The sequence below is a fragment of the bacterium genome, from assembly GCA_030019025.1.
Lineage (GTDB): Bacteria > Hydrothermota > Hydrothermia > UBA1063 > UBA1063 > UBA1063.
Map to the genome: position 1 here is coordinate 1 of JASEFR010000025.1, position 13,489 is coordinate 13,489.

12 protein-coding genes are annotated in these 13,489 nt (G+C 40.0%); 3 read left to right on the top strand and 9 right to left on the bottom strand.

Translation table 11 applies throughout. From position 1 onward, the window contains the following. Positions 1-82: 82 nt before the first annotated feature. Positions 83-886 carry a hypothetical protein gene (locus QMD82_06875; protein MDI6851638.1) on the top strand — a complete coding sequence of 268 codons (804 nt, stop codon included), beginning with the start codon at positions 83-85 and terminating at the stop codon, positions 884-886. Here QMD82_06875 and hutI read toward each other — a convergent pair. The 5 genes from hutI to QMD82_06900 are packed head-to-tail and all read right to left on the bottom strand — an operon-like array spanning position 873 to position 6,449. Then, the gene (gene hutI, locus QMD82_06880; GenBank protein MDI6851639.1) at positions 873-2,096 is read right to left on the bottom strand and encodes an imidazolonepropionase; all 1,224 of its coding nucleotides are present in this window, start codon (positions 2,094-2,096) and stop codon (positions 873-875) included. The two genes, QMD82_06875 and hutI, sit on opposite strands and share 14 nt — an antisense overlap. Continuing rightward, on the bottom strand, positions 2,086-3,144 hold the full coding sequence (locus QMD82_06885) for a hypothetical protein (GenBank protein ID MDI6851640.1): 1,059 nt from the start codon (positions 3,142-3,144) through the stop codon (positions 2,086-2,088). Before QMD82_06885 ends, hutI begins: the two co-directional genes overlap by 11 nt. Continuing rightward, positions 3,132-3,596: a hypothetical protein gene (locus QMD82_06890; GenBank protein ID MDI6851641.1), complete on the bottom strand. Its 465-nt coding sequence runs from the start codon at positions 3,594-3,596 to the stop codon at positions 3,132-3,134. Before QMD82_06890 ends, QMD82_06885 begins: the two co-directional genes overlap by 13 nt. Next, entirely contained in the window at positions 3,596-5,494 is a 1,899-nt protein-coding gene (gene dxs, locus QMD82_06895; protein ID MDI6851642.1) for a 1-deoxy-D-xylulose-5-phosphate synthase, read from the bottom strand. The genes QMD82_06890 and dxs overlap by 1 nt, the downstream gene beginning before the upstream one ends. A 4-nt stretch (positions 5,495-5,498) precedes the next feature. Then, the gene (locus tag QMD82_06900; protein ID MDI6851643.1) at positions 5,499-6,449 is read right to left on the bottom strand and encodes an FAD-dependent oxidoreductase; all 951 of its coding nucleotides are present in this window, start codon (positions 6,447-6,449) and stop codon (positions 5,499-5,501) included. Positions 6,450-6,486: 37 nt separating this feature from the next. On the opposite strand from QMD82_06900, the gene rnr reads away from it, so the two are divergent. Then, a complete protein-coding gene (gene rnr, locus QMD82_06905) occupies positions 6,487-8,565 on the top strand; it encodes a ribonuclease R (GenBank protein ID MDI6851644.1) in 2,079 nt (692 codons plus the stop codon). Next, positions 8,555-9,496: a 2-hydroxyacid dehydrogenase gene (locus QMD82_06910; protein ID MDI6851645.1), complete on the top strand. Its 942-nt coding sequence runs from the start codon at positions 8,555-8,557 to the stop codon at positions 9,494-9,496. The genes rnr and QMD82_06910 overlap by 11 nt, the downstream gene beginning before the upstream one ends. 18 nt (positions 9,497-9,514) lie before the next feature. On the opposite strand, the gene QMD82_06915 is transcribed toward QMD82_06910, so the two are convergent. The 4 genes from QMD82_06915 to QMD82_06930 are packed head-to-tail and all read right to left on the bottom strand — an operon-like array spanning position 9,515 to position 13,295. Next, entirely contained in the window at positions 9,515-10,114 is a 600-nt protein-coding gene (locus QMD82_06915; GenBank protein MDI6851646.1) for a DUF996 domain-containing protein, read from the bottom strand. A 53-nt stretch (positions 10,115-10,167) separates the two neighbouring features. Further along, entirely contained in the window at positions 10,168-10,371 is a 204-nt protein-coding gene (locus tag QMD82_06920; GenBank protein MDI6851647.1) for a hypothetical protein, read from the bottom strand. Between the two features lie 60 nt (positions 10,372-10,431). Continuing rightward, positions 10,432-11,289, bottom strand: a complete 858-nt coding sequence (locus tag QMD82_06925; protein ID MDI6851648.1) for a hypothetical protein — start codon at positions 11,287-11,289, stop codon at positions 10,432-10,434. Between the two features lie 11 nt (positions 11,290-11,300). Continuing rightward, positions 11,301-13,295 (bottom strand): T9SS type A sorting domain-containing protein, encoded by a 1,995-nt coding sequence (locus QMD82_06930; protein ID MDI6851649.1) that lies wholly within the window; start codon positions 13,293-13,295, stop codon positions 11,301-11,303. Positions 13,296-13,489: the final 194 nt, after the last annotated feature.

Here is a 13,489-nt window from a genome sequence, read left to right on the forward strand (position 1 = left end):
AGAAAAAACGGAACTTTGAACTTAAAATTAGTAAATTGAGAAGCTATATTGAGGGCCTGGAGAGGGCCTGAAGGAGGGGGTATTGAGTTGTGGTATTTTTGGATATGTTGGGCACTTCAAAGTAAAGTTATCTAATATAAAGAGTCTATTGGAAGAATTAGAGAAATTGAAAGAAGAGATAGATAGTTCACCGCTGGGAGGACATGGGGCTGGCTATTTTCATTTGAGTGATGGGCTTGTACTCTATCATAACAGAGTTGGTTACTATGAGAACAGGTCTCCTGTTGATGTGCTTTTTGAAATGGGGGAGCTTTCCCCTGATGATGAAATAAACTTTTTTGCAGGTCACGTGCGAAGAGCTTCTGATGAATTTTCAAAGCTTGAGGACCTTGATGAACTCCATGCTCAGCCTTTTATACATGTAGGGAAAAAATACAAGGTCATTGGGATTCACAATGGCTTTCTTAAAAATTACAAGGAACTTGCAGAGGAATTTATGATCAGACATTACTTTACCGATTCCGATGTATTAACGCAAGTTTTTTTGAACATATTGGAGAAAAAGGATAATATATCAGAGTCTTGTGAAGAATTGTTCTCAGCGGTTGAGGGTGGTAACACTGCGGTATTTCTGGTTGAAAAGCGAGATAATTACTGGTTGGTAATACTCCACACTGGTAAGACCAGGGGACTTGTCATTTATGAAAATACCCTCGGGGAAATTTTATTTTGCTCACGAAAGGGACCTCTTCTGAAACATTTTGGGAATTTAATAAATAATAGAAACTTTTTTGAGTCGGTTTGCATTCCCCCAAAAGAGCAAAACATATTCATTAACTGGTGGAGGGTTAAAACAGATCCACCCTTCAGACTCAGTGAATATTGATTAATTTCCCTTTTCTCACGATTTTACTTATAACATTTCTGCCTACCTCGTAAACGAGGTGCACAAAGGAATGGCTTTTTAGAATTAAAAGATCAGCATCCATTCCCGGAGTGATATTCCCCTTCACATGATCCATCTTTATTGCCTTTGCAGCGTTTAGAGTGACGCCGAGTAACGCCTCCTCCAAAGTAAGACCGTATAAAAATACGCCTAATGCCATAATAAGAGATTGAGAGTAAAAAGGAGAGGTTCCGGGGTTGTGGTCCGTTCCGAGGGCAATCGGAAGTTTAATTTCCCTCATAAATTCAACTCTAGGTTTATGTTGAAGTTTAAGAAAAAAGCAAGTGCCAGGAAGCAGGACTGCGATTACACCCTTTTCTTTTAAAATTTCGATGTCCTCTTCCGTTGTGTGTTCCATATGTTCAACAGAAGCTACAGAGAACTCTCGGGCTAATTTGGCAGCACCGGTGTATGAGAGTTCGTCGATATGCATTTTGATTTCGTATCCATATTTTGTTGCAGAAGATAAAATTTCTCGTGCCTCATCAACGGTGAATGCTCCTTTGTCAATAAAAATGTCAATAAATTTCGCTTTTCCTGAAAAAGCGGGGATCATCTCCTCTTTTATCGCTTTTACATAAGTTTTTCGATCGTCTTTATAGTCTGGGGGAATTGCATGGGCTCCAAGAAAAGTTATCACAATGTCGGCTTCGTCTCTATTTTTCAGCATATGAGCAACTTCAATAATCTTCTCTTCCGTTTCTAAATTTAACCCATAACCGGATTTTATTTCTATGGTAAGAGTCCCGCTGTTTCTCATTTCAATAAGTCTCTGATGCGAAACTTTAAAGAGATTTTCAACTGAATCCTGTCTTGTGAGCTTCACGGTGTAATTAATTCCCTTTCCCTCTGTCAAGAGTTCCAAATATTCTTTCCCTTTAAGTTTTGCAAGAAATTCCTCATGGCGGCAGCCTGAGTAAATGAGGTGAGTGTGAGGGTCGACAAAGGCTGGAATTACAGAATTTCCCTCTGCGTTAATAATCTCGTGCTTTGTCTTTGTGGAATATTTATCTTCTATCTCCTTTCTTTTGCCAAATTCGATAATTTTTCCATCATCTATGGCAATTGCTGCGTCAGAGAGAGTCTCTAAATTACCTTCTTTAAAATAGACCAGCTCCCCTATGTTTGTAATAATCAAATCAACCTTCATAGTGGTATTTATCAAGAAGTTCCTGAATTAAAAGGGCTCTCATTTCTGCTTCCTTGTTAAGGTCGTCCTCCGAAACGCCGTAATACACTTTAATGTGGTATGGCAAAATTCTAAAAAAGACTTCGTTAAAGAATCCCGGGTGAATTTCCTTGACGTAACCAAGGTCGACGCCAATTCTGAGATTGGATAAATGCTCGTAGGTTTCAACCAAGCTTAGAAGCTTTGCGCTTCGGAGGATAGCATAGGATTTATATATTCTATCTTCCACCTCTAAGGGCCTATCAGCATAAATTAGGTTTCTCAGCTGATTTTCAAGTTCCACGATTTCTTCCAAGGTTGAAGCCATCTTTGTCTTCGTTTCATTAAAGGTGTCAAAGAAAGAAGTGATTTTTATCTGTACAAAGGCACCGTATGTCTGAATCACTGTATCCATGAGACCGGAAAGAACGATAAGATTTTTCTGAAGAATCTGTGAAAAGTTTTGTATCTGCCCGAGTAAGAAAATTGCTGGAACGTGTACCAGCGCCGAGATGCTTAAAGCATGTCCCAGGTATCTTGGTGATGATGTAAGGTATCCAACTCCTTCTTTAAAGGCAAAGTTTAAAGTTTTGTCAAGAAGGGCAGCATAGATCTGAGATTCTTCGCCAATTTCGTGCATCTCCGAGTAAGCACCTCTGAAAATGAGTTTTATATGGTCCCTTTCGTTAATTCTCATGACGTGACGTTCGCTTTCATCGAAAATTAGGGCTACATCTTTCCTCTGTAAGCCTTCTGCCCCAAGAATACCCCTTTCGTAGAGGATCATGGAAAGTTCAGCCGCTACCTGTTGAATTTCCACAAAACTGTAATTATTTTCCCACATTGGGAGTTCTTTTGCTACCTCTGAAACTTTATCACGGATTTGGTTGAGTTCTTGCACAGATAGTTTATAAGGGAACTTGTAACCATCGAGGTTTCTATAGTATTTAAAAATCACAAACTGGACGATATTCCCGTTTGTTTCAGAAAAGTAATCAGGAACTCTTTTGATGATTTTTAGGATATCCATTTTAGTATGGTTTCAAGTTTTCTTATACGGTCTCTGACCTTTATGGCCTCTTTAAATTCCTCACGTTCTTTTAGCTCCTCCAAGGTCTGTTTCAGCTTTTGCAGTTCTGATTCAACGAAATGGATGAAATTCTCAGTTTTGAGCCTTTCTCCGTTGAAGTAAGAGCGATGCACGATCTTGTGAAAAACCTCTTGAAAGTAGGGAAGAAAATACTCGTAGCAGGTGGGACAACCCATTAAAAAGTTGTTACGAAAGTCTCTAAGGCTTGTCCCACAAACCCTGCATTTTATGAGGGTTTCTTGAGGTATCATTTCCTCTTCCGGTATAACCCTAACGCCATTCGCAAGTTCTTCTGCACATTCTCTGCACAGGAAAAGGGTTACGATACTGCCTTCAACGTACTCCTTGAAGGTAATTTCTGCTTCTCTTTTATTGCAGCGATTGCACAACATTATATTGTCTCAAGATACGCTTTAATCTGGTTGTAAATGCCCTCTTCGTCAAGCAGGTAAAGCTTCAAAATCTCTCGTCTTGAACCTTGCTCAATAAAGGTATCAGGCAAACCGATATTATGAATATTCAATTTTTTCCCTTTCGATGTTTGTATGATATATTCGTTGATTGCTGAGCCAAAACCACCGGGCAGATTTCCTTCTTCAAGGGTAATAATGGCCTTGGGAGAAGAGTCAATAATCTCATGGAGCATTCGTGTATCGAGCGGTTTAATAAATCTGCCGTTAATAACTGTAAGTTTAATACCCTCTTTTTCCAATCTTTTTCCTGCGGAAAGGGCTGGGTGAACGGTAGAACCGGTCGCAATCACTACTACATCTTTAAAATCCTTGCCGTACAGTTTTTCCCAAGTTCCAATGGGAATGATTTCCGGAGATTCTTTAATTGGCACACCTTCAACTTCTCCTCTTGGATACCTCACAGTGATGGGTCCCTCCTGATAATAGAGCATGGTATATAACATATCGACAAGTTCATCCTCGTCTTTCGGTGCCATTACGACAAAATTAGGAATGATTCTTAAGTAAGCATAGTCAAATACACCGTTATGAGTGGCACCATCTTCACCGACGATACCACCTCTATCCATAACTATTCTAACCGGGATCCTCTGGATACCAACATCGTGAATAAGTTGGTCTAACGCTCTTTGAAGGAAGGTTGAGTATATACAAGCGTAAGGTTTTAACCCGTTTAGTGCAAGCCCCGCTGCAAAAGTTACTGCATGTTGTTCAGCAATTCCTACATCGAAGAATCTGTTGGGGAATTTTTCTCTGAAAAGGTCAAGCCCTGTCCCTAAGGGCATTGCAGCGGTAATAGCAACGACTTTATCGTCTTTTTCAGCAATATCTACAATAGTTTTTCTAAAAATAGATGTGTAAGAAGGTTTATTTGATTTTTTTAATGGTTTGCCCGTTTCTTTATCAAAAGGTCCTAATCCGTGGAAAAATTCGGGGTTTTCTTCGGCGGGCTTATAGCCTTTACCTTTTCGGGTTAGAACGTGGATGAGGATTGGACCTGCCTTTACCCGTTTCACTCTTCTAAAGGTTTCAATTAATTGTTCAAGATCGTGTCCATTGAGTGGGCCTACGTATTCAATTCCCAATTCTTCAAATAGAATTGTTGGCACCGCTAAGCTTTTAAGGTTTTCCTTAATCTTCTTTGCCAGCTCTCTTAACCTTTTTGAAAGAAAACGAGAGGGTATCTTTTCAAGGAATTCCCACAATTCCTCTTTGGCTCGGTAATATTTGGGGGATGTTACAATCTTGGAAAGATAATTGGAAATTGCACCTACATTTTCAGCAATAGACATTTCGTTATCGTTCAAGACTATGATGAGATCTTTTTGAAGGTGTCCAATGTTATTTAATGCTTCTAAAGCCATTCCTCCCGTTAAAGCTCCATCACCTACTATAGCGACTACCTTATAATTTTCCCCGTTTATGTCTCTGGCAACAGCGAAACCGAGAGCTGCAGATAGGGCAGTTGATGCATGCCCTGCGCCGAAAAAGTCGTGTTCGCTTTCACTCCTTTTTAAGAACCCACTGATTCCGTTGAGCTTTCTTAGAGTTTTAAAGGCTTCCCTTCGCCCCGTGATAATTTTGTGAGCATAGGCTTGATGTCCCACATCCCATATAAGTTTGTCCTTAGGTGAGTCGAAAACGTAATGCAAAGCAAGTGTGAGCTCGATCGCTCCGAGGTTTGGTGCTAAATGGCCGCCGTTTGTAGATACCACATCAACAATATAATCCCGTAGTTCTTGAGCGAGCTGATATAGCTCCTTAATAGAAAGATTCTTTAAATCTTTGGGTGAATCAATCTTTTCAAGCAGTGCCATATTGTTATTTTAACCTCAAATCTTCGTAACAGGAAAGGGCTGCGATAGCCCCCTGTGCTGCCGCTACTATTACCTGTGCAACTCCTCCCGTGACATCACCCGCTGCGTAGACTTTTGGCATTGAGGTTCTCATTTTAGTGTCAACTTTTATGTAGCCTCTCTGGTCTACTTCGACACCGATGGATTTTGCAAGTTCACTTTGTGGTATAAGGCCGACGTAAATAAATACTCCGTTGGCTTCTATTTCTTTGGTTTCCCCAGTTTCTCGGTCTATATACCTTACTCCCTTTACTTTTTCATCCCCAAAAATCTCTGTTACCTGTGCGTTTTTAATGTATTCTATTCCAAGTTCTGAAAGTTTCTTAACGTAAGCATTTTCACACATATAACGAGGCATGTATTCAAGGATAGTTATCTTTTTGGCTATTCCGTGGAGAGATATAGCAGCAACTGCACCGGAATTACCGCCCCCTATAACTACTACATTTTGATCTTTAAAAAAGTACCCATCACAGGTAACACAATAGGAAATCCCTCTGCCATAGAACTCCTGCTCACCTTTAACATTTAAATGTTTATGAGTAGTGCCTGTGGCAAATATTATTGCGCTGGAGAGGAAATTGCCCTGGTCCGATTCGATAAAAAACCTTCCGTCTTCCTTTTTCTCTATTTTAGAGATGGGAGACATTTCAATTACAGGAAGATAACTTTTGGCATGCTCTTTCATTTTAGCAACTAATTCCTCTCCTTTAATTCCGAAAAAGCCTGGATAGTTTTCTATAAAGGGTGCTTCTGCCGCTAAACCACCCGCAATTCCTTTATCAATGATTACCCCCTTCAATCCTGCGCGTGTAGCGTAGATTCCTGCGCTCAAACCAGCAGGTCCGCCCCCAATAATAGCTACGTCAATTTCTTCTGTCTCTTTCTTTTTACCGGCACCGGGTACAAATAGCATGATTACACCTCCTTACTAAAGGCTTTAAAATTTAAATATGACTGAATTCCAAAATTTAATTATAAGTCTGCTTAAAAGAAATTCAAAAGGGCTTTCCTTCAACTCTATCAGGAAAAGATTGAGAGTTAAAGGGGCACAGGTTAAGGTATTGCAAAGGGAACTAAAAACTTTAGTTGATCAAGGGCTTGTTTACAGGGATGGAAATAGATACGTTTCTGTTTCGTCAGAGACGGAAAAGGGGTATTTTCAAAGGTTTGCAGGGGGATTTGGATTTCTTTTGCGAGAAGGCAAAGAGGATGTCTTTATTCCACCTCACGCAACGATGGGCGCAATGGATGGAGATTATGTATTAGTGGCTATTCTTAAGGAAAAGGAAGGTAAGAAGCCCGAAGGCAGAATAATTAAAATTTTAAAACGAGCTGAAAAGAATTATTCAGGGACGGTAAAGAAGAAGGGTAAACGCTACATTATTGTTCCTGATGATAAGGCTTTACCATCGGAATTAGCCGTGGCAAAGGCGAGGAAAAACGGGTTAAAATTGAAAGAGGGAATGAAAGTTATTTTTAGAGTTAAAGAAAAATGGGCATATATTGAGGACGTGATTGGCTTTGAAGATGATCCTTCGATAGATTACAAGCTTGTCGTTGCCAAATATAAGTTAAAAGAAGATTTCCCGAAGAAAGTATTTAAGGAAATTGAAAGTGTTATAATTGCTGATAAAAGGGAAGACCTGAGAGATGAGTACATCATAACCATTGACCCGCGTGATGCAAAGGACTTTGACGATGCCATTTCTGTTCGGAAGGAGGGTGAGCTTTACCTCCTTGGTGTTCATATTGCTGATGTTTCTGCTTACGTTCTTGAGGACAGCAGATTAGACAAGGAAGCGATGTCAAGAGGTTGTAGTACATATCTGATTGACAAGGTGATTCCTATGTTGCCCCATGAGCTTTCATCTGATCTATGTTCTTTAAGGCCTGGTGAAGACCGCTACACGATGAGTGTATTTATGTGGATTGACAACGAAGGCAATGTGGTTAAAAGAAGATTTGCTAAGAGTGTGATAAATTCAAAGGCGAGACTATCTTACGAAGACGCCCAGCGGATTATCAATAAGCAGGAATTGGAAAAAGACAGTGTTTCAATTTTCGTTGGCAATTCTTTCGAATATATAAGGGAGTTTTTGCTTCTTGCGAGAGAGTTAGCTTGGATCTTGAGAGAAAGAAGGGAAAGGAGGGGTAGTTTGGATTTTGACCTACCTGAACCAGTGGTTGAACTAACTCCCCAGGGTCGTGTCGTCTCCATAAGCCCTTCTTTGAGATTGGAGACTCACAGAATAATTGAAGAATTTATGGTAAGGGCTAATGAAATTGTTGCTGAATTTTTAGAAGAACAAGGTATACCAGCAATTTTCAGAGTTCACGAGTCCCCTGAAGAATCCAAAATTCTAAATTTTGTAAAGATAGCAGAGGGTATCTTGGGTATTAAGTTCTCTTTTAATAAGATAGACAAGTTTGCTTTACAGAAGATTGTTAAAACCGCGGAAGAGATGGGACACGGTCCTATAATTTCATACTTACTGTTGAGGTCGATGAAAAAAGCCAAATATTCCATCCAAAATATTGGCCATTACGGTCTTTCTTCGGATAGTTACGTTCACTTTACATCTCCCATAAGAAGATATCCGGATCTCGTAGTTCATAGGCTTTTGAAGAGGGCTATTTCCAGGAAGAAGTGGACACCTTCCGAGGAATATATCCAAAAACTTGACGAGATTGCAAAACTTTCTTCCCAGAGAGAGGAAATTTCCGAAAAGGCTGAATGGGAACTTATTGATCTAAAGAAGTATGAATTTATGAAAGAAAGGGTGGGCGAGGTGATGCAGGGAGTTGTTACCCACCTTGTTCCTCAGGGAATTTTCGTGGAAATTGAAGAATTTCTCACAGAAGGTTTCATATCCTTTTCAAAGTTTAAGGAAAGTGTTTCTTTTAATGAGGAAAATTTTGAGGTAACTCTTGGACAAAAGAAGATTAGACTTGGCGACAGAATAAAGGTTAAAATCCTTTCCGTTAATAAGTGGGCTAAAAGTATGGAGCTTCAGCTCTATGAAGATTAGGGTACTGGTATTTATTCCTGAATTGACTGAGGAGCAGAGAGAGTTGGTTGTGCGAGAGCTCGGCGAAGGATTTGATGTGTTCTTTGATCCATACGATATCCCAATTGATAAAATAGATGCATTGATAGTTTTCAGGTGGGAAGGGGTTGTGGGGGACGCTCTAATGGAACAAATGAAATCGTTAAAGCTTGTACAGGCAATTACCGCTGGTATTGATCACATTCCCTTAAAGAATCTTTTGAAGAGAGGGGTAGCGGTTCAGGGTGCTCCGGGTGCTAACTCACAATACATAGCGGAGCATGTCTTTGCTATGATACTTTCAGCATTAAAGAAGATCTGCGTTCATAATCAATTGATGCGAAAGGGAGAGTTCCACCAGGAATTTATGCACAGGACTCTTTTTGAAAAGAATATGCTTATTCTCGGTTTTGGAACAATAGGGCAAGAAGTGGCAAGGATCGCAGAAGCTTTCCAGATGAGGCTCAGAGCATTCAAGAAGAGCAGAAAAATTCCCTTTGAATTTCAGGGTAAGCTGGAAAAGGTTTACACTACAAAAACTGAGCTTCTTGAAGCTTTGCCGTGGGCTGACGTTGTCGTAGTAGCTCTTCCTCTGACCGAGGAATTGAGGGGCTTTATAGGAAATGAAGAGCTTGAAAGAATGAAGAAAGGTGCAATTATTGTAAATGTGTCTCGGGGTAAAATTATTGATGAAAAAGCCCTTTACGAGCACCTTGTAAAGAATCCAGATTTTATAGCTTGTCTTGATGTTTGGTGGGTTTATCCAAAGGAAGATGGGATATTTCAGCAAAATTACCCTTTTGAGAAATTGGATAATGTAATAATGACACCTCATGTAGCACCAAAGGTGCCAGGCTATTTCGAGAACATGCTCAAAACAGCTTGTAAAAAGGTAAAAGAATTTTTTAAATGATTTAACCCTATTGTATTCTTAATCCTGCGGGACTTCGGTTCGTTGACCTTCTGGTGTTCCCGTTTCCCAAAAGTCAGGCAGACTGAAAAAGGCGACCGCTAAAATAATCCAGCCAATATACATAGCGAAGAGTCCAAGGATTAGCACGGTTCCAATAGCACCGTAAAAGAGTAAATCACCTGCGATGGAAAAATTTTTTATACCAGTTTTGTCAGCAATCCTTTTTAGACTGTCCCGGTAGAAGTGAGTTGACAGGATTGTAATTGCGTATATAAGTAAAGCGAAGAAAACGACTGCAAAACTGATTTCAGAGAATATGTCATAATATCCTCGGTAATTTCCCCAAATGAGTGTTTTTACGATGGACCATGCTCCGGTTATAATAGCCATTATAAGGGCGAAACCCATTCCCACAATATTGACGATAACACCGATAAGGTATTGACGGAAAATTTTATCCTCTCTGAATTTCTGGGCAAACTCGCTTAAAGCAATAAGGATTAGTACTATCCCTGCAATTCTGAAAAGGGGCCCAATTCTGCGGAGTCCGCCTAAAAGGGTTAAGACCACACCAATACCACCATAATATTTTATGTTTTTAAGTTCAATCTTTTCCATATTTAAATTTTACTGAAGGGTCTATCACTGGTCAAGTGCCCGTAAAATTAATCTTATCTGTGAGGTGTTTCTTTCAGAAAGAGAAATTGAAGGTAAAAGAATGGGTTTTGGAAAAGGGAGTAAGCTATCTTTTTGAATGAATTCTCAATGAATTCCACCATTTCACCGTTTTTAAGGGGGACAAAAGAGAAATATTTTATCAGCGGTAATTGTTTAAACAGTCGTCCAGAAATAACATCATGTTCAACTATCTGCACAACATTAAGTTATGTTCAACTTTTCCTCAAAGAAATTTAAAGTTTAAAAGCTCCCCCGTCCTACTTTGAATAGGAGAAAGAAATCACATATTTCAACCCAAGATTTTGATATCCGGAAAGTCCAAAATCAATTGCAAAACCTTTGTATATAAAACCCAAGCCCGTAGAGAACTTGGATAATAAGCCTGCTTTGTCGCTTCTAAAACCGAGTCTGAAGAAGGCAATGTCATTGTAACTATACTCACAACCAAGGGTTAACGAAACGGGGACGTCTCTACTTGATTTGAGATGTCCGATAAGAAAGATGTTGTATCCTACTTTTCTGACTGCTCCCAGTACAAGAGTGAGAGGCAGGGGGTTTGATTCATTTATAAATTTTATGCCAGTTCCGAGATTCCTGATGACAACGCCGTAATCTGTTTTGTTGTCAATTTTGCCAGCGATTCCAGCAGATACACTGTAGGATGTTGCTCTAAAAGCCTCGATTTCTTCTTTGAAGAATTTAAAGCTTAGCCCCATTTTTATGCTTTGAGAAATCATGTAACCACCAAAAGCAGTGACGATTAGGTCACTGGCATTGAAAGTGTAAGGCTCTCTGGCATGTTCGTCGAGCCCATTAAAATCTCCATAATCCGTGTATGAAACACCAATTCCTCCACCAAAGCGATTCGTTGAATAAGAGAGTAGAATTGAATTGTCCATCACGTCGAGTCCAATGGGAAAGGTTGAAACGTTTATTCCAAATTTTCCGGCGGAAATGCAATGGGCAGGATTGTAATATACCGCTTCCATGGAAGGAGAAAATGCAGTAAGCTCACCGCCCAGAGCAAATGCCCTTGCTCCGCGAGACAACTCTAAAGTGGTTGCCGCAGAATTTCCTGCAGAAATAACAATAATCCATGCCAAAAATTTTATCATTTTGCCTCCCTTTATTTAATTATTGCTATTTTGCCTCTTTTTATCTCTCCCTGATTATTCTTCACAACATACATGTAAATACCGCTTGCTACGTCAACGGGGTACCATGTTATAAGACCATCGGCATTCTCCTCAACCTTGTGAAATACAAGTCTACCATGCATGTCGTAAACAGAGACCTCTGCGTTTTCTGTTAAACCTTCGAAGCTTATTCTGTCATGCCCTTTATCGGCTCTGAAGGGATTAGGGAACACTTTAAGGGAATCCAAGTTTTCTTCGGGGTAAGGGCCATGGACTATTACCAAAACACTATCATAATCAACCGTAGAATCTGCCCCAGTGGCTTCAAAAACGGCGTATCCCTGGTATGTACCCTTTAAACTACCTTCAGGAATGAACAACGTAAGCATTACCTCTGCCTTTTCGCCTTTAAGTAGGCTATCTGGAACTTTCTCAGCAAAGAGCGTTGTGAGTGTATCTTGGCCATTTACAAGTGTTGCAGAAACAAGCCTTAAGGATGTGATTACTGAAGTGCTTGGTCCGTCGAGGGTATCAGGATTATACAAAGAATCAGTATTTACAAGCATGATGTGTCTGGATACATACGCAGGTCCTGCTGGAAGAGAGTCAAAATCAACAATTCCACTATGTACATCTAAGGAATCATCAAAAATATCCAGGTCAACCTGAGAGATTACTACTTGTCCTCTTACAAAGTAAATGTTCCCATTGATATCATAGTTAAGGTCTTCCCATACCATAAAGAAGTTAGTAGTTCCATCAATGTTGGCTACCTTTATTCCAGCGGGATAAAAGTTGTTTCCAAAAGTACCAGGGGTGGTTCCTGTAAAGGATTCAAGAGTGTCAAATGGCACCGGAACACTTAAACCAAATTTTCCCATAGAATCACTGTAAGCACACATATATAGTGAGTAGTGTCCATCCATTTCCGGGTCTGAGTGCCATACGACTGCCATTTTCCCGTCAGGAGACATGGCAATCTGAGCTCTGTAGTTATCATACATGAGGGAAGTATCTTCAACCCAGTTCACCCTTAGATTCACCGAGTCAAAGGTTATCCCACCGTCTTTTGAACGTGTGAAAAAGATGTCCGGATTCGTGTTTCCACCGTGGCGACGGCAATCCTCCCAAGTGATAATAATCGTCGAATCTTCTGCGGCATAAGTGATTTGTGGATTGCCTGTATAAAAGTTTTGCGATATAGTGTCATCGAGTACAATATGTAAATAGTTAAATGTTTCTCCTCGGTCGGTAGATTTGTTAAAAGCAATCCAAGGATGGGGGTCTTGATTTGTCCCCCCTGTCCCATACCTGTAGGCAATAAGTAGGTTACCTTTGTCATCTACCGCAATTGACGGGTCTCGATTTACCCTTCCGGGATTGTTATCAACTATTCCCAAATCCTGAAAAGGTCCTTCGTTTACCGATCTTGCGAGCTTTATTCTCAATACACCTGTCCCGTCGTCTACCCATATAACATACAGGAATAATGTATCATTTGTGATAACACCTGCAATGTCTGGCTGGGGGCCATCGTTTACACTTGAAGTAGTTGAATTTCGCACGGTGACACCGGGCAGTGTATCTGCGGGTGCAAAACTCCTTCCTCCATCGTGAGAATATGTGTAGTAAACCTTCCATGATGTACCATTTTGTGTTCCCTGCCATATTACATAAATGCTATCTCCAAAAACTGCCATTACGGGGTATTTGTCATTTATATTTGGCGAATTGCTTATATTTAGGTCCTGAGAGAATGTTTTTCCGGTATCAGAAGAATAAGAAAAATAGATTTCATACTTTCCATCCTGATCCCTGTCATCCTGCCATGCTACAAAGACGCGAAGGTTGTTGTCAATAACAACTGCTGGATGGTCTTGCTTTGTATGGGCTGAGTCGGGATCGTTTACCTGGACTGTTTTACCAAACCTTATCGTCCCCCTTCCCCAGGGAACCAGGAATAAAAGCACGAAAAGGAAATTCATTAAATAACCTCCTTTTGTGCGATTGATTTTAACATAATAATTCCGTGAGTTCAAATTTTAATGATTGGGTTAAGTTTACAGGAATTTGGCTTTATGAGAAAAATTGGAGGCCGTTGGTAGTGAAAATTTCAGAAAAGTTAAAGAGTTTGTAAATTTCGCATTTCATTTAAATACGTTAATATTTACGCTTTTGT